The organism is Bdellovibrio sp. HCB117 (genome assembly GCF_047305915.1).
Classification (GTDB): Bacteria; Bdellovibrionota; Bdellovibrionia; order Bdellovibrionales; family Bdellovibrionaceae; genus Bdellovibrio; species Bdellovibrio bacteriovorus_B.
Genome location: NZ_CP178622.1, coordinates 1,011,476 through 1,035,404, shown reverse-complemented (window position 1 = coordinate 1,035,404; position 23,929 = coordinate 1,011,476). Strand labels below are relative to the sequence as shown.

Here is a 23,929-nt window from a genome sequence, read left to right as displayed (position 1 = left end):
CCTCCGACGCTGGGGTTTTTCTTTTCTGTTTCCTCGAGGAAAATCTCGCAATCCAGATGGCCTTCCAGCTTCAAAGCCACTAAAAATCCCTGTCGCAAACTCGCGTTCATTTTTTCGAATTTTTCATTCTGAAAATCTCATTTTGAAACTCAACGTTTTTGCTTTTTAGGCCGAAAAGTTTTGTATGGGTGCAAATATCTACCGGTACGTTCTGCTCATTTGCTTTTTTACTTCAGCCTGCTCTTTAGATGCATCGCTTGAAGACTTCCGTAGCATTAATCGCTTGCACTTAAATTTTGACGAAAACAATAAAGCTGTTTCATCCTCAAATTATCGCTCTTATTCAGTGATGGGCTCATGCATCCACGTTGGGAAAGAAGTCCAGGTTCAACTGGGTTCCTTTTCAGGCAATACTACCTGCCTGCCTGACAAAACTTTCGTGGTGCCTCTGGATCTAGAGGGAATTACTGAGGGCGAGTACGCCTTGACAGCTCGCCAAGAAGAAACCGAAGCGAAAAAAACATCGGAAGATACTGAAACGGTGACAGTGGATCTGACTCCACCTCTTGTCACCGTGAGCCCCTTGGATAACAGACAGAATTATTCTTTGTCGTCACTAAAAGCAAACTATCCCGTCGGCGGTGATTGCTCTGAACCCTTCAATGTGGTTAAAGTCTCGACGTCGCTTTCTCAGGAGTATCTGGCCGTGTGTTCAGCATCGCAGAAGTGGGAAATCAAACTCAATCTCTCCTCTGAGACAGCCAGCTCCATCGATTTTTATATTCAACACTTCGACTCCGTAGGAAATATTTCGACGGCAGTGACGGCGAACATCGCCTATCCGCGCTGGCAAAAAATCAGCCCCGATATTACGGCAACAGGAGTTCCGTCTGTGCGGATCATCACGCAATACGGAGACAGCGGTCGCATTCTGATGGCGAGTCCCCTTCGCAACGACGACCTGGTGGATCTAGGCATCGTGAATTTCAACAACACAGGTCTTACTCGCATCAACCCTCTTTCTGGCCAATGGGGTCTTGATACCTCGAAATTTCTGGCAGCGGTGCCCAAACACGGACGTGCACTGTACGTGCGCTCTACCATTGGTCGCACTCAACTGCGCGAACTTCATTCTGTCAAAATCGACGGCACCGACGATAAGGTGTTGATGGGACCGACAACTGCAAATCCCGTGGGGGGCGTCACTAACTACTTATTAGCTCCCAATCAGGATATTGTTGTCGCTTTGGGTGACATTGAATCCACCGACAATGAATTTAATCTTTACGCCATCAGCGTGCTTTCTGGAGCCAAAGTTAAACTGAACGGTTCGTTAGTGAGCGGTGGTGATGTGCGAGATTTCTTAATCACACCCAACGGCGAAGAAGTGATTTTCCGCGCCGACAAGGATACTGATGAAGGCATTGACCTGTATGCCGTGAAACTAGATGGTACAAATCTGCGCAAGATCAGTCCCACCATGGCTGCCGGAAAAAGTGTGTATGCCGGGTATCGCATCAGTCCTGATAGCAAGTGGGTGACTTTCCGTGAAAACCAAACCTTCTTGAGCGGGTCCAATACCGCCTTATCCGTGGTTTCTTTGGTCAGCGGAGAAATCACGAATATTTCCGCAACAGGAACTCAAGGTTTCGTCGAGATCGGTGCCTTCAGTCCTAATTCTAAATATCTTGCTTATCGTATTGATCGACCTTTTGTGGGTTGTTACTCACTCTTAGTTTTAAATCTAGAGACAAAAGCAGAGACCCAAGCCTCTCCGGCCTGTTCAAGTACCACGAATGACCTCCTTAGTTACGCGTGGTCGCAAGATTCCCTGAAACTGGGATTCGGCATGGTCACGACTGCGAACTACTATGATCTTTTCGTGGCAAACCTTGACGGCACAGACTCTCACCAGATCACGACTGTCACGGCAACCCGTAACGGAGTTAATGGAGGCTACAAAGAAGACTCGATTGTATTTACGCCGGACAATACGCGAGTGCTATTCATTGCGGACTTATCAGGGGTCAGCTATGCCTCTACCAACGATATGAAGTTTGACCTTTACAGCGCCAAGGTGGATGGATCAGAACCTCCCGTAAAATTGACGACAAACTCGATCGCCACTTTCGCGCACGACTATCCGGTCATAAAAGTAAGCCCTGCCAGTGACCGAGTCGTTTTTGTTTCGGATCTTTTGGTCGATGCGCGCTACGAGATGTTTTTGGCATCAGTCGATGGCAGCTCTATTCGAAAAATCAGTCCCGCAATTTCCATTGCTACTGGCGGTGTGATGTTTGCTAATCAGAATTATTTTATCGATTGGACACGCAACCTGGCCGTGTTTCAGTCCGACACTATCACGGATAATGTCTATGGAGTTTACTTAGCCTCTCTCAGTCTTTCGTCTCCTTCTTTAACTAGCATTACGATGCCACAAATTATTTCTGGCGACGTTCCTGCCCCACTTGCTGCGGCGGATGGATCCAAAATCGTTTTCCGTCAGAATCCCACTCTGGACGCAGAAATGCACATTTATGTTGCGGATGCTGACGGTTCCAACGTGTTGCGAATGACCAAAAATTTTCCTACAGGTGGTGGAACAATACGCAGCTTTTCCGTCACAGCGGATGGAGCAAAGGTGATCTACATCGCGGATCAGGATACAGCTGGCAAGGAAGAGCTTTATATTTCGGACACGTCTTCAGCCAGCACACCTTTAAAATTGAACGCGGCCATCACAGCGTCTGGCGGAAACATCACTCAGTATAAAGTCATCGAGTCCGTGAACAAAATCCTTTACATGGGTGATCTTGCCGCGGATTCCGTGATGGATATTTACGTCGTCAATTTTGATGGCACAGGCAACACGAAACTTACACCGGCTTACTCGCATACCACGACGATCAATCAGTGGGATGTCACACCCGATGGTTCTGCCATTGTCGTGCGATGGGACTATCGAGTGGCTACAAAAATTGAAGTGGATATGATTCCCCTTTCCGGCGGAGCACCTGTCGCCCTGAATGCCGCGATTGGATCCGCTTTCGATGTCAACGGGTTTTCAATTTCGAAAGACTCTGCTTGGGTTTGTTACTGGGGTTACCTCACGGTAGCCCGCCGAAACGATGTGCGCCTGGTGAATGTAGCCACACCAGCAACAAATTATCTGGTGGACGTAGGCATCGATACAGCACGAATGGCGACAGACTGTAATTTCAGTCCGGATTCTTCTTACGCTATTATCAAAGGCGATTGGGCGACAGACGGAAAGACCGCCCTTAAAACTTTCAATATCAGCACCCAAACTTTATATCCTATCAACGCTTCGTTGGATGCCACCGCCAACACCAGTTGGTCTGAAGCCCTCATCGAAGGAAGCAACAAGCGCTTAATCACGCTTAGCGAGTCGGCGCCGGAAATTTATGAAATCTACAGTTCTAATTTTGATGGAACTGATTCAAAAAAGATTAGTAAAGCTCCCTACGCCGGCGGTCAGGTGAATGCCAATACTTTGCAAGCCGTGCGCATTTTAGACGATGCGGATCGCACGATTGTTTATTCAGGTCTTATCGACACCTTAGGAAAATGGGATCTTTACGCCGTGAAGTGGGACGGGACTTTACAACGCAAACTCGTCACCTTGCCTGCTTATGCCGATATCTATGATTTCTTCGTGTATTCGGGAAACACGCGCGTGTTCTATCGTGCAGATGCCGACGCAGATGGAATGTTAAGTCTTTATTCCGTAAACGCCGATGGAACGGGTTTAAAAAATCATATGCCTGGACTTTCAGGAAACACCGGCGTTTGGTACTCCCCTGTCATTAGTACATCGCATGTGTTTTTCCTAAGTGATGCTTATCAAAATCAGCTCTTAGAGCTGTTCGTTGACTCACTTTAAAACACTCCCTTCACGAATCGCGTACATTTAGCTCAGTACCCACCTATAATATGACGAAGAGTAGGGAAACACTTCTGTCGGGTTCGTTTTCATTTTTTTGTGTTTTGGGGATAAAAATGTCACTTCGCTTTTGGGTCAGTCTCATAAGTCTGATGCTAATTACTGGTTGCGGTGTTACTGCGAATATCGCAAGCCTTCTTGGAAAAATGCCCCTAGCCACAGTTTCTCCCGGACCCACCGTGAGTGTCGATAACACTCTTGATTTATCAGCCCTAACTCCTGCCACAGGAAAATCTCCTTTCACTTTCGAAGTTGTTAACGGTGATGCCACTATTTCTGGAAGCACGTTAACTCCGGGAACAACTCCCGGAGATGTTCTTGTTAAAATTACCGACGGTGACGGCACAGAGACTTTCATAAAAATTCCGGTGACGGCTTCACTTGATGTTTCTCCGAAACAACTGACCTTAAGCACAAATAGTTCTTATACCTATACGGCAAATCATGGCGTGCCACCCTATACATTTTCTGCGACCGGTGGAACTATCACGACAGGCGGAGTGTTCACTCCCGATGGATCTTTAAATCCCGCGACCGTCACAATTACGGACAGTCTTGCAAATTCAGTTTCTATAAATATCACCATCAATCCGGCATTGAGCTCTTCGCTGAATCGCGGTGTTATTGCCGCCAACAACACCGCCACACTGACAGGAAGCGGTGGCGTGCCTGGCTACAGTTATTCGCTTGTATCGGGACCAGGATCTATTGGTGCTAGCACGGGCACCTACACTTCCGCAGGAGGCACGGGTACTGTGACTTTACGAGTGACAGATTCCTTAGGAAATACTTTCGATCGTACACTCACGGTGAATCCAGTGTTGGCGGCCTCTCCAGCGAGCGCTCGATTATTGACTTCGACTTTAAGCTCTTTTTCAGCGACAGGTGGGGTTCCACCTTACACCTACACGATGGGTGTTGGCAGCACAGGAACAATCAGTCTTATGACAGGCTCCTATACGGCACCCAACACGGCTTCCGCCGACACCGTGATAATAACGGACTCTTTGGGGAACACAGCCACATCGCTGGTTGATGTCGTTACTTCTGTTTCACTGGCCGTCAATCGTTCTTCAATGCCACCGGGAGTTGCCGTGGCATTTACGGCATCAAATGGTTTTCCACCTTATACATATTCGATTGTTTCTGGTGGCGGAAGCATTGATGCCATCTCGGGTGTTTACTCTGCTTCAACTTCGGGAAGTAAAACAATCGCCGTTACTGACAGCTTAAGCATGACTTCACAAATGACCATCACCGTTTATGAACCTTTAGCGGGAAATGCATTTGCCGTCGGCATTGGCGACACCGCCACCGTGACGTACACCGGTGGGGTTCCTCCGGTCAGCGCATCCATACTCAGTGGCGCAGGCTCGGTCAGTGGATTGACATTCACCGCTCCAGGCACAGCCGGTACGACGACTTTACGTTTGACGGACTCCGATGGAAATGTGGCTGATACTATTGCGACCATCACTCCCCCGCCTTCGTTCACAAGTTTTTCAGTCAACAGTCCTTTCACAAGCGCCAATGTCAGTGTCACTATGGTGGGTGCGAATTATGACTCCTGGTGCCTTCGCTTGAATGTGAATTCTACGGACGGTTGTACTTGGCAAACAGGGCCTCTTCCCACTTCGTTGGACATTACTCGCCCACAAAAATTATATAAAGATCCCAAATCGTATTATGCCTTTTTAAAACGGGGCAACAGCATTGCCGCCGCCTCGGATCACAAAATCTTTAACAGCAAATTTCCGTTAGGAAGTCCTTGGGCCGCGTTTGATCCAAAATATGTCTTCGCCCATGGCACCGACCTTTGGGTGTATGATGCAGCGACACCGTCTGTTCGCAAATTCGATAAACACGGGAATGTTCTTTTTACCATTGGTGAATTCGGATCCTTCAAAGGGATGATCAATCCACTTAAAGGTCTTGCTTCAGACTCTGCAGGCAATTTGTATGTCGGTGACAACGTGAATCGACGGGTTCAAAAATTCAGCCCAACCGGTGAATGGCTGATGCAAATACCAGCGACCCCGGTAGGTTCGACAGAAAACGGATATTTTAACGACATGAGAGAAGTCGCCGTAGACTCAGCAGGAAATGTCTATGTGGCCGACGGTCGCCACATAATTCAAAAATTTAATAGCGTTGGAGAGTGGCAGGCTAATATCGGTTCCTCGGGAACTGGTGATGGCCAATTCATAAACATTGAAGACATAAAAATTGATTCTGTCGGCAATATCTTTGTTGCTGATACTGGAAATCATCGTATTCAAAAAATCAGTCCCAGCGGCACATTCCTCATGAAGTTCGGCAGCAACGGAACTGGAAATGGGCAGTTCAATGGCCTCAAAGATCTTTTTCTCGATTCCTCAGGGGACATTTTGGTTTTAGACCAAAGTGGTCTTCAAAGGTTTAGCAGCACGGGCACCTGGCTATCTAAACAGGTTTTATTAACGTCACCGACAAGCTTTCCGGACTATGTTTCAAGTTTTACGATCGACTCGGAAGGCACTCTTGTTGTCGCCGATTCCAATTTGATGGGCATCGTAAAATTTGATGGCGCTTTAAACCCAACGCCTTTGGTGCGAAGATTTTCCAACGATGATGGACATTTCTACATTCTTCAAAAAATTTCAGTCGATGCCTCTCAAAATATCTGGGTCGCAGAGAGCCACAATCACCGAATTCAAAAGTTTGATAATAACGGTGATTTTTTGATGAAAGTGGGCTCAAACGGTAACGGAGACGGCCAGTTTCAATATCCTGGGGCTATCGCAGTCATGAATGACGGCAGTTTCTTTGTTGCTGATAACGGCAACCGAATTCAAAAGTTCGATGCTGCGGGAAATTGGCAAAGGACCTATCCTATCGGAATGAAAGCTACCGCCTTGGCTTTGGATTCTGCCGGTCAGCTTTATTTCACCTCGACGGGTTCAAAAATCAGACGTCTTAATCCAGATACGGGCGTTGTCACTGAAGCCTTCGACACTGCGGGCACACCGGATAGTGGATTTTTTTCTCCCGCTGGAATAAGTATCGACAGCTCTAACAATTTTTATATCGCATCTGACTACCACGTGCTGAAGTTCAGTCCCACGGGAACATTTTTGTTTTCGTCGGGTGGATGGGGGTCTACAAGTGGCAAATTTAGTCAAGTTTTAGGCGATGCGGCTGTTTCACCGAATGGCGACATTATCGCGGCTGACCAAGTTGGAGTTGCGCACATATTCAGTAGTACAGGAGCATTCAAAGCAACCATTAGCTCGTCCGGCCTTGGCAGAAAAGTTAATTCTCCCCGAGGTATCGCCGTTGATAGCGCAGGAAATATTTATATCAGCGATAGCACGAGAAACCAGGTCCTGAAGTTTTCACCAGCGGGTGTTCAGCTTTTTGATTAATGAGAGCCTCAGAAACAAAAAACCCCGAGATCTCTCTCGGGGTTTGATTTTTTCTTTATTGTGCATCCATGAAGCTAAACGATTCACGAGGTGCGATCTCGTAGATCTGTCCATCAAGCCCCGTATTCAGCGGGGTTGTTTGTGTGCCGTTCACAGCAACCAGTGAACCTGTATCCGTCAAACCAATCACTTGGCCATTCACTTTGTAAGCTCTTACAAGTCCTGAAGCCATCGGTGTATTCACTGGATTGATGAAGGGGCTTAGGCCTCTTTCGTTACAACCGAACTCATACACTTGGCCGTTAGAAGCTAGAAGATAGTTCGAACGAGCCGCGCGAGAATAACCGTTCGTGTAAAGAATGCTGACAGCCTCCCCTTGCGGGATCTTTACGTCTTTTGCTGATGGTGAACGTGGGTCACAGGCAAAAGTGATTTTTGAGGTATAAACCTTCGCTGTCCATTGCGCGCCCAAGTGAAGATCGGCAAGTTCCGCACGTTGTGCCGGAGCTTGCGTATTGTATTCAACAATGGAGTCACCCGCAGACTGCACGATTTCACCTTCGTTATTAGCGAACATGTAGCGCGCATTTTGAGTGCGATCTGTTGGAATCAAAATCATGTGCTGGGCACGAGGAACGATCTTACCCAAGAATGGAGCGTTTCCTAAAGCCGTCAGCTTGTTGTTGCCAGAAAGATCCATGGAGTAAAGCTGCGTGGATTCCGCCATCAACAAAAGTTTTTGCTCACGATCAATTTTCACTGGAACTTCGAAAGCTTCATCCGCGTAAGTCACTGCGGAAGACATTGCGTAAGCTTTTAACGCTGGGTGAATGTCTGTCGCGTACTTCGCGAGTTGCGCGTAAGTTTCGACACTGACAGCATAGGAACCGCCATCAGAAATGCGCGTGTCGCAAGCGCCAGAAAGACCTTTGCGCGCTCCACGAGAACAAGTTGTATGAGGATAACCGTCAATGTGACGAGCTTCGTGCATGAAAACGCTCGCGCGATCTAATGCCGAAAAACTTTCTGTCAACATCATCGGGCACACGTACATCGTGTTGCCGAATCCATAAACGTAAGCGCCTACACCTTTCGGGCAGTTTGCTTGAACATCAATGTCCTCGATGCGACCGATGAAGTAGTCATACCAGCTGGAAGAAAAACGGCCTGAGAATAACTCGTCCTGGCTTTTTTGCATGTTCGGTTCAAACGCCGTTTTACGCATGAACATGATCGCCTGAAGAAGGTTCGCTGTTTGCGAGCCGTCGTAGCAGTAATCTTTATTCGCTAATTGTCTGAACTGAGAAAAGTGTGAAGCAATTGTCTGCATTTCACTTTTTGAAATACAGTCCGCAGCCAAGCTTGTAGAACCCAAAAGCGTGAGTACTAACGCGATGAAAAGTTTGTTCATAAAATCCCCTCCATTTAATGAACTTGGCGGAGAGTGTATTCGCCTCAAGAACAATATCACCAAAAAAACGCAGGATTAATGCGGCCTATTACAAAAAACACATACTTTTCGCGGAACATGTGGCCTGCCAATTACTTCGTCAGTTCCTGCAGACGAGTATGGGCGTATTTCTTCAACTGCGCGTCGGGAATCTTATCAAAGGTCTGAACGATCTGTTCGCGGGGAAGCTCCCCTTTTTGAAAGCTCTTTAAAAGATCTTCAATGGCCATACGACGCAAAGACTTTTCCTGCATGGCCAAAGTCTCTTCTGGAGAATGGGTCGCCGGCTTTTCCTGAAAGCTTAACGGAGCTTCTAGAACCGCACTGATCGCCGAAAGATTATGAGGGGCCTGAAGCCCTAAAAGATATACCGAAAAAATGCGCGTATTCGCCGGGGCCGAGGCTTGCAAGGCCATTTGCGCCAGATACTGGCTTTCTTGAAGGGACAACGCCAACGACTTCGTTCTTAGCAGAGCTTCCGTCTGCTCTTGGGACTCGACCGATTCGTGAAGGCTTTCGGAAGAATTTTTCACCCAATCCCGAAACTCCGTCGACACGTGGATTTCGGTATTGGGAGGCTCGTCGCCGTTAACTGCATTTTGTTTTGGTTCTTCTTTTTGAAACGTCGATGCTACAAACGCTTTACGTAAAAACGAGTCGGAGCCGGGCTGACTGTCCGTAAGGAAATAGAGGGTAAGGCCCCCGACAAGCACGACTCCAATGATCAGACCGATTGTGGCGTTTTTCATGGCCCTACAATGTGAAATTCATGCAGGAAAAGCAACTTAAACTTGGGCGAACCTAGGCAATAAGGCCGCATTCTGGTACACCAAAGACAAATAATCGATCTCGAGGTTCCTTTGGATTCAACTGACTTCCGTTCCCTAAAACTCTGCACTGAACTGCTTTCCGTCGTTCAGGAATTAGGCTACGAGAAAATGACGCCCATTCAGCAGGCCAGCATCCCTCTTCTTCTGGAAGGAAAAGATGTCCTGGGCCAAGCTAAAACTGGCAGCGGAAAAACCGCGGCGTTTTCACTACCGATCTTGAATAAAGTGAATCTTGAAAATCAGAACATTCAGGCATTGATCATCTGCCCGACTCGTGAACTTGCCACCCAAGTTGTTACGGAAATCCGCAAATGGGGTCGCAAGTTTGTAGGCCTTAAAGTTCTTCCTCTCATCGGCGGTCAGACCGGCCGGGACCAAGCGCAATCTTTGGAAAACGGAGTTCACATTGCCGTAGGAACTCCGGGAAGAATCTTAGACCATATCACGCGAGATCGTATTGATCTGAATGATGTGGCTACAGTGGTTTTTGACGAAGCCGATAAAATGCTGGAAATGGGTTTTGAAAAAGAAATCCGTGCGATCATGAAAGTGCTTCCATCAAAACGCCAAACCGCTTTGTTTTCAGCGACTTTTCCTGAATCCATTCAAGCGTTAAGCAAAAGTTATCAGCGCAATCCTGTCAGTGTTCAAATCACCGATCCCGAGGGAGAAAGTTCTTCCATCGAGCAGATCGTTTACGACGCTCGTGAGGATGAAAAGCTGAACGTTCTGATGCGCGTGTTGCAACAGCATCCTTCAAAATCGACAATCATCTTCTGCAATATGAAGGCGACCGTTAACGAAGTTGTCGCTGCTATCGAAAAGAATGATGTTCCTTGTGGTGGGTTGCACGGGGACCTTGATCAGCGCGAGCGTGATCAAGTGATGGCCATGTTCCGTAATGGCAGTATCACTTTGCTAGTCGCAACCGATGTGGCGGCTCGTGGGTTAGATATCGATGCCCTGGAGATGGTCGTAAACTATGACCTTCCCGTACAATCTGAAACTTACGTTCATCGCATTGGTCGCACTGGAAGAGCCGGTCGTTCAGGAATTTCCATCACTTTAGCCAATCCCAAAGACACGTTGAAACTTTTGGAGCTTGAAAAACTCACCGGAGGAAAGCTTCTTCGCCCTTCGTTAGGTTATAAAAATCAGCATGGCTTAACTGGAATGACTCTGCCAAACATGCAGACTCTTTCTATCTCTGGAGGGCGCAAAGATAAATTGCGACCTGGCGATATCTTGGGTGCTTTAACCGGAACGGCGGGACTTAAAGCGGCTGACGTAGGTAAAATCGAAGTGCTTGATAAAGTCACGTATGTCGCAATTTCCAGAAAGACTGTGAATCAAGCCATGGACCGCCTTCGCAATGGGAAGATCAAAGGAACGAAGTATCCCGTTCGAAAGCACTGATAAGATTTGCGAGCTGATTGAAAGCATAAAAAACCCCAAAGTTTCCTTTGGGGTTTTCTTTTTTTGATCTGATTTATATTTCGAACTAGTGGATGTCCTGCAAAGAAACAGAAACCATTGTCGAAACACCGCGCTCTTGCATCGTCACACCGTAAAGTTTCTTAGCCACTTCCATCGTGTGTTTATTATGCGTAACTACGATGATTTGAGAGCGTTTTGCCATCTCACGAACAAGGTCGTTGAAACGGAATACGTTCGCATCATCAAGTGGAGCATCAACCTCATCCAGCAAGCAGTATGGAGAAGGTTTTACTAGGAAGATCGAGAAGACCAGCGCGACCGCAGTCAAAGCTTTCTCTCCACCTGACATCAAAGACACGTTTTGCATCTTTTTGCCCGGAGGACGAGCGATGATCTCGATACCCATCTCGCCTTTTTCTTCGTTTTCGATCAATTCCAACTTCGCTTCGCCACCGCCGAAAAGCACTGGGAATACGCGAGTGAATCTGTCGTTCACAAGGTCGAACGTCTCTTTGAAACGTTTCGAGCAGATTCTATTGATACGGTCGATCACTTTGCGAAGCTGTTCTTTCGCTTCGGTCAAATCGGCGTGTTGTTTCGTCAAGAACTCGTAACGTTGTGCTGTTTCTTCGTACTCTTCGATCGCCGAAAGATTAACCTCACCGATCTTAGCGAGTTTTTCACGAAGCTCTTTCAATTCCGCATCTGCCGTCGAGAAGTCGCCTTCACGATCTGCGTATTTTTCAACAACCTCCGGAAGATTTAGCATGTAGCGCTCACGAATAGAATCAATGAGGTACTGCTCTTTCATCTTCGCCTGCTCAAGTTTTAGTTGAGAGTCGTTCATTTTGTGCTGTCTTTCGTTACGCGCACGTTGAGAAGACATTGCTTCTTCTTCGATCGTGCGTGCAGATTCAGACATCACTTCGTATTCATCTTTTGTGCGAGACACTTGAAGTTTCAAAGTCTCTACTTCTGTCAAAAGACGTTCAAATTCGATTTTCTTTTCTTCCAAAGTCACTTGGCTCTCAGTCATCTGAGAGTTGTAACCTTCAGCTTCTTCGCTCATGCGAGCTAGCTGAGTATCCAGATCGCTCAAAGATTTAGAAACCATCTCAAGCTGTCTTAGAACGCCTGTGTATTCTTGCGTTTTAGAAGCCGACTTCACTTGAAGATCTGTCACTTCTGCTTGCAAGCCATCAAAGCCCGTACGAGTTGAGTTCAACTCTGTATTCAAAGACTCAACTTCACCTTCAAGAAGAACTTTCTTCTCACGAGCTTCAATCAAAGCTTCGTTCAACTCTTCAAGTTTTTGTTCCTGAAGTTCCACTTGCTCTGTGATTTTCTTAAGCTCGCGCTCTTGGCGTTCTACCGCTGTTTGGGCGTTTACCAATTCGTTTTCGGCGCGCTCGAGGTCTTTTCTTAGCTCCGTAACTTTGATCTCTTGATCGATCTTACGTTTTTGTGCGCCTTCGAAATCATTCAGGACATTTGCCAATTGCTCTTCAGTCTTTTTCAAAACCATTTGAGCCAATTGCAACTTGCCGGCGAATTCGTCTTTTTTCTCTGACAATTCTTTGATTTCACGACGGCGTTTCAAAACACCTGAATCCGCAGATTCAGAAGAACCACCCGTCAAAACTCCGTCCGCTGTCAACGTGTCCCCGTCAAGAGTCACGAATGTCCAGCCTTCGTATTTTGCACGAAGATTCAAAGCCGTGCGGATAGAGTCAACAATCGCAACTCCGTCCAACATATAAGTCACTGTGTTTTTAAATTTATCAGCGGCTTGAACAACATCTTTAAGGATGGCTTGAACACCGTCTTCACCAACAGGGGCTTCAGAACGGTTGAACGTCAAACCTTTGTCGTTAGCAGATAGGAAGCTAGAGCGACCTGATTTTTGTTCTTTAAGATGTGTAACCGCGTCTACTGCGATATTCGCATCTGAAGAAAGAAGCATTTGCAGGCGTGAACCCAATGCTGCTTCCATCGCCACTTCGTATTCTGCAGGAACTTCAACAACCTCAGAAACCGGTTGGAAGTGAGTGACTACAGAACCATCGGCCATCAACTCTTGAGTGCGAGTTTTCTGCCATAGCATGACTTGTTTCACACCTTCTTGGAAACCCTCGAAGTTGTTTTGCAAGTTCTCTAGACCGTACAAACGAGAAGCCACTTCATTCAAAGAATCTTTGAAGGACTCCACTTCTGCTTTTTTCTCGGCCACAGATTCTGTCAGGATCTTTTTGTTCGCTTCAAATGAATCTACGTCCGAAGCCAAGTCCAATTGCATTTGGCGTTCTTTTTCAAGTTCACCGAATACTTTTTTACGACGAGCTTCGAACTCAACTTGTTTTTCGCGAAGTTCATTCACGACTTGTTGTTCGTTATCTTGGCGCTCTGTCAAATCAGCGATTTGTGCTGACAATGAATTCACGCGCGCATCCAAAGAAGACTCTGACTGCCCGACCGCGAACAATTCGCGACGTTTCGTCGTCAACTCTTCATCGACTTCCGCAATGCGAGAGTTGAAGTTTTGGTAGATGTCATTTTTTTCAGTGAAGGCCGCCGTCAAAGACTCCGACTCTTCTTTCAGTTCTGCCACTTGCGCTTCAAGTTGCGCTTTATCACGAGCCAAAAGCTCCTGGCGAGCTTGCTGTTCTTGCAAGATCGTACCTGTCATTTGTTCGTTACGGCGAGCCTGTTCGATTTCGAAACGAAGCTCTTGGATCTCCATCTCTTTTTTCTGAACAGAGGATTGTTTTGTGTAGAATTCGTTTTGTTGCTCTTCCACTGCTTTTTCTTTTTCAAGAATTTGCAATTTTAGAACTTCCAACTGACCTTGAAGAGTTGAAAGGTTTGTTTCACCTTCGACTTCCATGCTTTGCGCTTCATTGAAGATCGCTTGAGCTTCATCTGCCGCACGTTTCAACTCGATGTATTGAGCTGAAGACAACCAAAGATCCAAATCCTCGATTTGGTTTTTGATGTTGCGATAGCGCTCAGCACGCTGTGCTTGTCTTTGCAAAGAATCGATTTGGCGTTTCAACTCTCCGATGATGTCTTGCAAACGCACCAAGTTTTGGTCTGTTGCCTGAAGTTTACGTTGAGATTCTTTCTTACGAGCTTTGAACTTCGTGATACCGGCCGCTTCTTCGATAAGCATACGACGGTCTTCAGGTTTCGCGGTGATGATCTTACCGATCATACCTTGAGCGATGATAGAGAAACCTTTAGAGCCCGCACCCGTATCCATAAAGATCTCTTGCACGTCTTTCAAACGTGCAGGTTCTTTATTGATGAAGTACTCCCCTTCACCATTTCGGTGAAGACGACGAGTCACCATGATCTCAGTGTGTTTGATGTATTTTGCTGGGAAAGCGCCACCGTCATTTTCAAGCGTCAAAGACACTTCACACATACCTAGTGGAGCATAACCTTCGGCACCACCGAAGATAACGTCAGTCATTTGCGATCCACGAAGATCTTTCGCAGACATTTCACCCATAACCCACATGAGGGCATCGACGATATTGGATTTACCGCAACCATTCGGACCTACGATACCAGTGATACCAGCATCAAAGTGAATGACGGTGCGATCTTTAAATGACTTAAAACCAATCAGTTCAATTTTTTTGATTCTCACGAAACATTCCCCTCATACCGCCCTTGGTCTAGCTAGACCAAAGACCATTTCAATCTCGCGAGAGTTAGAAACTATGTCAACAACAGGCTTACAAAACAGGAAGGGAAGCTGAAAACTTAGGCAGAGTTGGGAGCGTATTTTTCGCGTCGCAATATCTTTGAGGATCAGATCTGCTTAGCTCTTACGCATATCAAAACAGACAATGGCGCACCATGAGTGGTGCGCCGCATATCTTTTCGGATTCAAGGATCTATTGGCAGCGAGTGATTTGACCAGACTGGTTCATCAAAGTGTAACCAGAGCAGTTAAATTGAACACCACAGTTCACCCATTGGTAACCATCAGTGTGGTACCCGTTACAAACTTGAGTTGTATAACCACCTGTATTGTAGCCAGAGCAAAGCGACGTGTTTGCTTGCTGGATGTATTGGCCATTTACGTATTGGTAGCACATGCCGTTTTGATAAACGTAGCTTCCTGTGTTTGTGTAGCACAAAGACGTATTCGCTTGTTGGATCAACTGTCCGTTGATGTTTTGGTAGCAAAGACCATTTTGCATCACGTAGCCGTTTCCGCTGTTATAGCAAAGAGAAGTGTTTGCTTGCTGAATCAGCTGTCCGTTTACGTTTTGATAGCAAATACCATTTTGCATAACGTAACCAGTGTTTGTCGTAGAGCTTTTGTTGTCCTTGCTACAGTTCACTAGGAACACTGACAAAGAAACAAGAGCCAGGGCTTTAAAAATTTTCGAAAAGATATTGTTTGTTTTCATATATTTTTTTCCTTGATGACTAAGGTAAGAGCAAGGGGTCTGCCAAGAAGGCTGGCACGGCGACTTCTCTCCTGATTCTATGGGCTTAACTAAGTGTGGAATCAATGTGAGACACGCGAAATCTGTCTGCAGCTTTGACAGTGCCGACAATGGGCATCCCCTAAAGTGTCACTGACGGAACAGCCGTCTCAGAGTGAAACAAGGTTTTTACTATATATTTATAGAAGAGATCGTTGTTTTAACTCGGCCTTAAGATCGGAAATAGTACGTTCTTTTTCAGGAGGACTTTATGCAGTACAAGAAAAATGAAACAGACTATCGCCCTCGCATATCTAATGGCGAAATCGCGTTCAAGATTCTTTTCTCAACGATGATCTTTGCGATCCTAGTCACTTACTTCACAAAGTAAATGAAATCCTCAGAGCTCAAGATCTCTGAGCCATCAAATAAAAAAGCCGCTCGTTGAAAGCGGCTTTTTCTTATTTAAAAACTTTCCGTACTTCTTAAGGGCCCCGCAACAATGCTGCAGCGTAGACCCAAAAAAGAAGCAGGCACCTTAATGGAGTTTCTTGCCTAGGAGGGCGGCGCGAGCTGCGGCTAGGCGCGCGATAGGGACACGGAATGGAGAGCAAGAGACGTAATCAAGTCCGACCTTGTGGAAGAACTCGATAGATTCTGGATCACCACCATGCTCACCGCACACGCCGACTTTCAAGTCTGGCTTCGTACGACGGCCCAACTCTGTTCCCATCTTCACCAACGAACCTACGCCCGTTTGATCGATCGACATGAATGGATCTTTAGGCAAGATGCCGGAAGAAACATATGAACCCAAGAAGCGACCGGAGTCATCGCGAGAAAGACCCAATGTCGTTTGAGTTAAGTCATTCGTACCAAAACTGAAGAAGTCCGCGTATTCAGCGATCGCATCTGCTGTGATAGCGGCACGTGGAAGCTCGATCATAGTTCCTACTAGATAGTCGAACTTCACACCCTTTTCTTGCTGTACTTTCTTCACTTCGTTGATCGCCGATACACGAAGGATGTCCAATTCCTTATCCGTCGCCACAAGGGGGATCATGATTTCAGGAACAAGTTTTTTACCTTCACCAATCAACATACAAGCCGCTTCCGCAATCGCGCGCACTTGCATTTGATAAATCTCTGGGAACGTGATCGCCAAGCGGCAACCACGGTGACCCAACATCGGATTGAACTCGTGCAAAGATTTTACTTTCGCGCGAAGACGTTCGTAGTCCGTGCCCAAACGTTTTGCCAATTCTTTAGTTTCTTCGTCTGTGTGAGGCACGAACTCATGAAGAGGTGGATCCAACAAACGAATCGTCACTGGCAAACCGTCCATGATCTTAAACAACTGATAGAAGTCATCACGTTGCATGGGCAGAAGTTTAACCAAGGCTTTTTCACGGTCTGATTTATTATCCGCGATAATCATTTCACGAACGGCATCGATACGGTCCGCACCGAAGAACATGTGCTCTGTACGGCAAAGACCGATACCTTCGGCACCGAAGTTACGCGCTGTTTGAGCGTCTTTCGGAGTATCCGCGTTCGTGCGAACTTTCAATTTACGAACTTGGTCAGCGATTTTCATGATGCGCTCGAAGTTGCCATCAAGTTTTGGCTCGATAGTTTTTACTTCACCCAAGTACACTTCACCCGTAGAACCATCCAAAGTGATCACATCGCCCTTTTTAAGAACGTAGCCTTTCACCTTCATAGTTTCCGTGCGGTAGTCGACTTCCACTTCACCACAACCTGCCACGCAGCATTTACCCATACCACGAGCGACAACCGCCGCGTGAGATGTCATACCCCCACGAGTCGTGAAGATACCTTGCGCGGCAACCATACCAGCAATGTCTTCTGGAGACGTCTCAACGCGAACAAGGATGACTTTCTTGCCTTGCTCTTTCCATTCAACAGCTTCTTCAGAAGTAAATACGATTTGGCCGTTCACGCCCCCTGGAGACGCTGGCAAACCTTTCGCCAAAAGAGTTTTCTGAGCTTTAGGGTCTAGAGTTGGATGCAGAAGTTGATCCAAAGCACCTGGATCTAGGCGCAACAAAGCTTCATCTTGATTGATCAACTTTTCATCGATCATATCGCAAGCGATTTTCAAAGCCGCCGCCGCCGTACGCTTTCCGTTACGAGTTTGCAGCATCCAAAGAACACCACGCTCGATTGTGAACTCAATATCTTGCATATCGCGATAGTGAGCTTCTAGTTTTTTGTAAATGTCGACAAGCTGGCTGTAAGCTTGAGGAAGAGCTTCTTCCAAAGACTTCATGCCTGAGCCTTGAGCCGCAATCTTAGTGATAGGCTGCGGAGTGCGGATTCCCGCAACGACGTCTTCACCCTGGGCATTGATCAAGAATTCACCGTAGAAAGCTTTTTCACCCGTAGAAGGATTGCGCGTGAACGCCACGCCCGTTGCAGAATCATCACCCATGTTCCCGAAGACCATGGATTGAACATTCACGGCTGTACCCCAGGAAGCTGGGATGCTATGAAGTTCACGGTAAGTAATCGCGCGTGGAGTATTCCAAGAGTGGAATACCGCAGAAACTGCGCCCCACAACTGTTCCCAAGGATCTGTTGGGAAAGACTGACCTGTCATTTGGTGAACAAGCTCTTTGAATTTTTTTACAAGAAGTTTCAAGTCATCAACAGTCAGCTCTGTGTCTGCCTTGTAGTGCTTGTCTTCTTTCATGTCTTCCAAAGTCACTTCAAGAAGAGAGGAGTTCATACCCATCACAACGTCCGAGTACATTTGGATAAAGCGACGGTAAGAGTCCCAAGCAAAACGTGGATTGTTTGAAGACTTCGCTAAGCCTTCCACAGTTTGGTCATTCAATCCCAAATTCAAAATTGTATCCATCATCCCTGGCATAGAGGCTCGAGCACCTGAACGAACAGAGACTAGAAGTGGATTGTTCACATCACCAAATTTTTTACCGATCTTCGCTTCCACTTTGGCCATGGCTGTCGTCACTGCAGGACGAACCCACTCGGGAAGTTTGCCGCCCGCTTCATAGAAGTGCGCGCAAATCTCTGTCGAGATTGTAAAGCCTGGAGGAACAGGAATTCCCAAAGACGTCATCTCTGCAAGATTGGCCCCTTTACCGCCCAAGATGTTTTTCATTCCCGCATTGCCCTCGGCTTCGCCGGCAGCAAAGAAGTACACGAACTTCTGCGGAATCGTAGATGTCGAAGAGGCTTTTTCAGCCGTGTTTACATTCTGGTGCATAAGTCTCCCTCCAGAAAAGTAACGAAGTAATATCTATGGCTAACTACTTATATTTTGAGCTAGCTATATTAAGGTATAAAACACTTCTAAGTCCTTAATATCAATGAAATATATTAGTCAGACTTCGCGTTGAGTTATAGAGCCAGTGCTCAATCACAAGTCGTTGAAAATGCTTTAGGAATTCCCTTAAAAAATGAAGGACTTAGACGTTTTTAAAACAGACATCGAGCCTGACACAATCTTAAAGAAAATCGCGCCGACCTTGTGGTAAACCCACGACACCCCACAAAAGAAGGAGATCCCCTTGAAAAAAGCTCTGATTATTTTGTCAATTTTTGCAGCAACTCCCGCCTTTGCCTGCAACCAACTAGAAGCGCAATTGATCGCAAAAGCAGCATCCGTTGAACCCGCAAATAACGGTCAATGCCGTGTGAAACTGTCTTGGACTGGCAACTGGCAGCTCAACCCGAGCTTTCAATGCCCCTTGGATATCGATGAAGTCAGCTCTTTTGGCGTGATCACATCTTGCAATGTGAAAGAGGGCGATACAGTGACGGGTATCGTCTACCGCGATATCAACGCTTCTCCGACAGAGATTTATTTGTACTAAGAATTTGAAAATAAAAAAGGGCTTCTGACGAAGCCCTTTTTCTTTAGAGAAATTTGAATTTTCGACTATTCCATATCAATGGCTTCAAAGTCGATCGTCAGACCTACGCCAGGGCCTTGCACATTCCACACAATTCCTTCTGACAACAGAATAGAATTTGTCGAAGGCTCGTAAACCCAACCTTCAGTCAAACTGTTCGGGATCACTTGGGTACCGTAAGAAACCTTGATCGTTTTCACATCAGGGGTACGGCTTAGTTTTACTGTCCCCGCCGTTCTTTTTACGATGTCTTTCGCGAACTCCGCAAGTTTCACACCGTAGTCTGGAGAACAAAGGCTCAAGATGTTTTTCTGAGCTTTATCACCATTCACCACGGACTCTAGGAAAACTTCCAATTTTTCATCCAGGTCTTCGGAGGCTACGCAGACTTTTTCTTGCGCCAACGTACGGATAACTCCGTAACCCAAGACACGAGATGCATCCCCTTTTTTCGTCGTCAAAATTTGCAAGAAATCCTGAGGCGCAAAACGAGATTGGTCTTTCGCATCTGTGATGAAGATCACCGCCAAGAACGCATCTTGACGATAGAAGCCCATATTCGCGCCTACTTCCAAAGAAGGAGAAAGCGCTTCTACAACCGGGCCGAACATCTCTTCAGACGCACTTCCGTTTGTACCTACTTCCATACGACGAGCCAAAGATGTCACTAGATTCGGCGTTGTTTTTTCAACGAAGGTCGGAAGGCCTACCAACTTACCGCAATGGTTGCGGCAGTCGTCCATGTCAGTTGTGATCACACCAATGTGATAATCCAAGATAGATACTTTCGAGATCGCATCAGCAAAAGCATAAGCATTGCGGCTTAAGTTCGCTTGGGCATCGGCCATACTTCCTGAGCTATCGATCACGAAAAGGATGTCGACCTTCGGATTGAACACCGTAAAGTCTTTTGGTTTTTCTTGGAACTCTTCGTTTTTAAGGATGGCTTTACCGATAAGATCTGGAGAATCACTTCCACATCCCGCCAAAGCACCAAAAGCAACGACGAAGCAAAGAGCTTTAGATACGAACTTCATTCTTTACTCCTTCACGCTGGCTTTCGCGCAGCCCTTTTTAACGTCTACTTTGAAGTTAGAAAGTTCGTCGAACCAGATTTCTTTGTCATTTGCAAAGCTCATCGCATATTTGTTCGTTGAACCCGTCGAACCCATTTTGGATTCCGTCGTTCCTACGTTCTTGATGAACTTCGAAGCAGAGTCCACTTGTTGGATCATTTCTACTTCCACGATACGAAGACGTTGCATGACTTGTTTTGAATCTTCCAGTTCAGACTTCGCCAACTCTTGAACACGTTGCAGACCCGCACCTTGAGTCATTTGCGCGCGCGTTTGAACTTGGTTCTTCAAAGTTTCAAACTGACCTTGCAAGTTCCCGAATGTCAAAGAACGAGCGTAAAGCTGTTCAGCCAATTCAGATTCTTTCGTCAGGTAAGCATGTCTTTTCACGAGCAACGTCAAAACTTCGTCACGAGATGCGTGCGCTGGGATCAGGTGAGCATCTTTACCCAATTTTTCAGGGCTCACAGGTCCTACAGACAAAGCTTTCATCAAGTTTGTCACTGCAGGCTGATTTGGATCTACCGTCAATTTTTCTAGAGCCACCAAGTGCTCGCCGAATTGTGGCTTGATCGCTTTCATTGTCTGAAGAACGTGAGGGTAATCACACACTTTCAAGCTGCTGAACGAGCTTAAAAGATAAGACTCAATACCCACCCAACCTTTAAAGTGCGGGTAAGTCAGAGTTTTCGTGATCGCGATCGCATTTTGCGGCTCACCTTTTCTCATGAAAGCCCAAGCCATCTCTTCTTGCGCTTGGAACCAGTAGTCTGATTTTTTACCGATCTTTTTATAGTACTGGATAGAAGCATCCAAGAAACCGTTTTGGTAAAGCAAACGACCCGCAGTGATCGTCATAAGATCTTTATCAATCGGATTGTTCTTAGCTTTCATCAAGTGGGCTAGAACTTGCGCTGCTTTACCCGCTTCACCACGGATTCCTAGATTCAAAACCAATTGCCATTGCAAAAGGTTTCTTTCAACTGAATCTACCGGTGTCTTTTTAATAAGCTCAGTCAAAGCGGCGATATCTTCGTTGACGTAGTTCTTCTGAAGAAGAACCGCCATCTCAGCACCCACGCCGAACACTTGAGTCCAATAAGGTTTCCAAGTGACTTGCGCCATTCCCCACACAGGGTCTTTGTCATTCAAGTTTTCTTTCCAAAGACTGATCACTGTGCTGTCGATTTTCTCTGGAGCCGAAATGTTCAAAAGCGCTTCAACACCCGTCAGCTTCAAACCGTTTTTATAGTTCAAGAAAGCTTCAAGAGCCTTGCCCGTTTCAGTTTGTTGAAATGATGAACCATTGAAAGCTGTTGCCCATTGGAACAAAGCTTTTTCATAATTCTTTTCAACCAAGAATTGGAAGAAGATATTTTGTTCCGCCGTTGAAGGATTCACCGCTTTTTTTAGCTTGGCTACTTCTTCGCTTTCTACGAACTGAGCCGCCGCTTGGCTGGTCTTTCCTTCAAGGATGCTCATCAAGTCGTCTTCTGCGAAAGCGACTGTGTGAGCTCCAAGAACTAAAGAAGCAACAGTTAAAGATTTAACTAACATCATAGCATCCAACCCATTTGTACAGAGGCCACGTTTGTTAACATGTTCTCAGTTTTGTTGTAGTATTCCGCTTTGTATTGTTGAGCGCGGTATTCCAAGCGAGTTGTCAGGTTTGAATTCACCCAGAAACCAAAACCCACACCCAATGTCGCCGCAGGACTTGTGCCATTAGATAGTTCCATTTGGCCGTAACCCGCTGTCAGGTAAGTGTCGAAGTGTGCTACGCCATATTTACCGAAGCTCAATTTACCCACGATTGGATACCAGTTCACGAGTCCCAAAGTTTCTGATTTAGGATAAATCACTTGCGGGAAAAGATAGCTAGGCTCTTTTGGGTTTTGAGCCGCGTTTTGGCTGGCTTTATCAACCGCAGATTTTCCTTCTGGAGTCAAAGTGTTGAAAGAGTAGTTGTACTTCACACCCACACTCCAACTTGGATTGATGTGGTAGTGAACATTCAAACCTGCATTTGTCGTGCGGTTGTAAGAATCGCCATTGAAAACACCTGAAAACTCAGGGGCCACTTCAAAACGATTGGATCTTTCCATGAAACGGTTTTGAACCACTTCGTTTTCCACTTCAGGGTTCAAAGCTTTCGCTTTAAGGTAAAGCGCCTCGTTACCACCGAAAGAATCCACTTCATGCTCAACAGATTGAGCAAAAGCCATAGAAGAAATGAAAAGAGCACAAATAAAGCTTAAAGATTTCATAGAGTCACCGCCTTAACATTAATGCGAAGAGTGTGAGTAGTGTTCACGGACACGCTGCCAACTGTATTTTCAACTTCCATTTTGATGTTGTAAACGGCGTCTGCTGTTGGAGCTGTCAAACCTGTCGTTGTGATATAACCTGAGCAATCCATTTGGAACTTGCTTGTGTAGTTTGATTTACAAGTCAAAGTACTGCCCGGAAGAACCTTTGCGATGTCATCCATAGACACCATTCTTAGGCTTCCGTTCGCCGTCGTGTCATAGATCGTGAACGCGATTTGCGCAGATTGACCTACAAGCAACGTCGGAGCTGATTCCATCGTGATACGAGTTGATTTAGGACGTGTGTTGATAGTGATATCGCGTTTATAGATTTCAGACTTCACACCGTGTTTTGAAATCGCCTGCAAAGCAAAGCAGTAGTACGTGCTTGCCAAGTGATCGGCATTTCTCAAGTCGATCTCGATACGACCTTCGTATTTATTCGGAGTCGTTGTTGACTTCGTGACATTACGAACGCTGACCAAGTGAGCGATAGAATCACGATAGCTTGCGATACCGCAGTCACGAACATCCAAAGTCACATCCGCTTCACTGAAAGCATCAATGTCTTCCATCGTGTAGTCTAGATAGTGAGTCGTTCCTGTCGTTAGTGTTCCATTGCCTGTGATCGTTTGCACGATAGGTTTTGAGTACACATTCACAACCATCAAAGAAAGAGTTTTCTTTTCAACAGAGATCAACGGGTATTTCGCCGAAGAATCTGTTGCTAGAGTGATACGAAGAGGAAGCTCAATGCTTGGAAGTCCTGCTACAACCGCTCTTGTTGGAATCCATTTGAATTCGCCAGTCGCCGCATCAAATGTCGCTCCTTCAAAGTCCGCCAAGTTGTCGATGCTCAACTTATATGTCACACCTTCAACCATCACGCGGCCATTGATTTTAAATTCCATCGGGCTGCCCACACGGCCGTTAACCACCGTTGGAGCATCAATGAACATCGCATCTTTAGAGAATGGTTTTTCTTGAACGGGTTTTTCCGCTTCAGGAGCACGTCCCTCACGAACCGCTTCGGGAGCATCCTTCAAAGGATCCTGCTGCATTTCGCAGGCAGTTAAAAACATCAAGCCTGTTAATAAAGCCAATACTAATTTCAT

The 23,929-nt window shown here is 46.3% G+C and carries 13 protein-coding genes; 4 read left to right on the top strand and 9 right to left on the bottom strand.

Annotation, left to right across the window (positions count from 1 at the left end; translation table 11 throughout):
• Positions 1–184: 184 nt before the first annotated feature.
• The gene (locus ACLWBD_RS04990) at positions 185–3,904 is read left to right on the top strand and encodes a TolB protein (protein WP_413569819.1); all 3,720 of its coding nucleotides are present in this window, start codon (positions 185–187) and stop codon (positions 3,902–3,904) included.
• A gap of 116 nt (positions 3,905–4,020) precedes the next feature.
• Positions 4,021–7,368 carry a 6-bladed beta-propeller gene (locus tag ACLWBD_RS04985; protein WP_413569817.1) on the top strand — a complete coding sequence of 1,116 codons (3,348 nt, stop codon included), beginning with the start codon at positions 4,021–4,023 and terminating at the stop codon, positions 7,366–7,368.
• Between the two features lie 55 nt (positions 7,369–7,423).
• Here ACLWBD_RS04985 and ACLWBD_RS04980 read toward each other — a convergent pair whose 3' ends face one another.
• Together ACLWBD_RS04980 and ACLWBD_RS04975 are read right to left on the bottom strand one after the other, a co-directional pair.
• A complete protein-coding gene (locus ACLWBD_RS04980) occupies positions 7,424–8,779 on the bottom strand; it encodes a hypothetical protein (protein WP_413569815.1) in 1,356 nt (451 codons plus the stop codon).
• Between the two features lie 131 nt (positions 8,780–8,910).
• A complete protein-coding gene (locus ACLWBD_RS04975) occupies positions 8,911–9,567 on the bottom strand; it encodes a hypothetical protein (RefSeq protein ID WP_413569813.1) in 657 nt (218 codons plus the stop codon).
• Positions 9,568–9,678: 111 nt separating this feature from the next.
• Here ACLWBD_RS04975 and dbpA point away from each other — a divergent pair, with 111 nt between their 5' ends.
• Positions 9,679–11,064 (top strand): ATP-dependent RNA helicase DbpA, encoded by a 1,386-nt coding sequence (dbpA, locus tag ACLWBD_RS04970; RefSeq protein ID WP_413569811.1) that lies wholly within the window; start codon positions 9,679–9,681, stop codon positions 11,062–11,064.
• 85 nt (positions 11,065–11,149) lie between these two features.
• Here dbpA and smc read toward each other — a convergent pair whose 3' ends face one another.
• The 3 genes from smc to ppdK all read right to left on the bottom strand — a co-directional run bounded on the left by smc (position 11,150) and on the right by ppdK (position 18,780).
• Entirely contained in the window at positions 11,150–14,737 is a 3,588-nt protein-coding gene (smc, locus tag ACLWBD_RS04965) for a chromosome segregation protein SMC (RefSeq protein ID WP_413569809.1), read from the bottom strand.
• 250 nt (positions 14,738–14,987) lie between these two features.
• Positions 14,988–15,509: a hypothetical protein gene (locus ACLWBD_RS04960; protein WP_063209035.1), complete on the bottom strand. Its 522-nt coding sequence runs from the start codon at positions 15,507–15,509 to the stop codon at positions 14,988–14,990.
• A gap of 556 nt (positions 15,510–16,065) precedes the next feature.
• Positions 16,066–18,780 (bottom strand): pyruvate, phosphate dikinase, encoded by a 2,715-nt coding sequence (gene ppdK, locus ACLWBD_RS04955; protein WP_413569808.1) that lies wholly within the window; start codon positions 18,778–18,780, stop codon positions 16,066–16,068.
• Positions 18,781–19,084: 304 nt separating this feature from the next.
• On the opposite strand from ppdK, the gene ACLWBD_RS04950 reads away from it, so the two are divergent.
• Positions 19,085–19,390, top strand: a complete 306-nt coding sequence (locus ACLWBD_RS04950; RefSeq protein ID WP_063209031.1) for a hypothetical protein — start codon at positions 19,085–19,087, stop codon at positions 19,388–19,390.
• Between the two features lie 65 nt (positions 19,391–19,455).
• Here ACLWBD_RS04950 and ACLWBD_RS04945 read toward each other — a convergent pair whose 3' ends face one another.
• The 4 genes from ACLWBD_RS04945 to ACLWBD_RS04930 are packed head-to-tail and all read right to left on the bottom strand — an operon-like array spanning position 19,456 to position 23,929.
• Positions 19,456–20,466, bottom strand: coding sequence for a VWA domain-containing protein (locus ACLWBD_RS04945; protein WP_413569807.1), 1,011 nt, complete (start codon positions 20,464–20,466; stop codon positions 19,456–19,458).
• Positions 20,467–20,469: 3 nt separating this feature from the next.
• The gene (locus tag ACLWBD_RS04940) at positions 20,470–22,065 is read right to left on the bottom strand and encodes a tetratricopeptide repeat protein (protein WP_063209027.1); all 1,596 of its coding nucleotides are present in this window, start codon (positions 22,063–22,065) and stop codon (positions 20,470–20,472) included.
• Complete coding sequence (locus tag ACLWBD_RS04935) at positions 22,062–22,772, bottom strand: outer membrane beta-barrel domain-containing protein (RefSeq protein WP_063209025.1); 711 nt, start codon at positions 22,770–22,772, stop codon at positions 22,062–22,064. Before ACLWBD_RS04935 ends, ACLWBD_RS04940 begins: the two co-directional genes overlap by 4 nt.
• The gene (locus ACLWBD_RS04930; RefSeq protein WP_413569804.1) at positions 22,769–23,929 is read right to left on the bottom strand and encodes a hypothetical protein; all 1,161 of its coding nucleotides are present in this window, start codon (positions 23,927–23,929) and stop codon (positions 22,769–22,771) included. Before ACLWBD_RS04930 ends, ACLWBD_RS04935 begins: the two co-directional genes overlap by 4 nt.

Bases quoted from the DNA above. Each gene is read 5' to 3' on its own strand.
- ACLWBD_RS04990 (WP_413569819.1), top strand. From the start codon at position 185: ATGGGTGCAAATATCTACCGGTACGTTCTGCTCATTTGCTTTTTTACT.
- ACLWBD_RS04985 (WP_413569817.1), top strand. From the start codon at position 4,021: ATGTCACTTCGCTTTTGGGTCAGTCTCATAAGTCTGATGCTAATTACT.
- ACLWBD_RS04980 (WP_413569815.1), bottom strand. From the start codon at position 8,779: ATGAACAAACTTTTCATCGCGTTAGTACTCACGCTTTTGGGTTCTACA.
- ACLWBD_RS04975 (WP_413569813.1), bottom strand. From the start codon at position 9,567: ATGAAAAACGCCACAATCGGTCTGATCATTGGAGTCGTGCTTGTCGGG.
- ACLWBD_RS04960 (WP_063209035.1), bottom strand. From the start codon at position 15,509: ATGAAAACAAACAATATCTTTTCGAAAATTTTTAAAGCCCTGGCTCTT.
- ppdK (WP_413569808.1), bottom strand. From the start codon at position 18,780: ATGCACCAGAATGTAAACACGGCTGAAAAAGCCTCTTCGACATCTACG.
- ACLWBD_RS04945 (WP_413569807.1), bottom strand. From the start codon at position 20,466: ATGAAGTTCGTATCTAAAGCTCTTTGCTTCGTCGTTGCTTTTGGTGCT.
- ACLWBD_RS04940 (WP_063209027.1), bottom strand. From the start codon at position 22,065: ATGATGTTAGTTAAATCTTTAACTGTTGCTTCTTTAGTTCTTGGAGCT.
- ACLWBD_RS04935 (WP_063209025.1), bottom strand. From the start codon at position 22,772: ATGAAATCTTTAAGCTTTATTTGTGCTCTTTTCATTTCTTCTATGGCT.
- ACLWBD_RS04930 (WP_413569804.1), bottom strand. From the start codon at position 23,929: ATGAAATTAGTATTGGCTTTATTAACAGGCTTGATGTTTTTAACTGCC.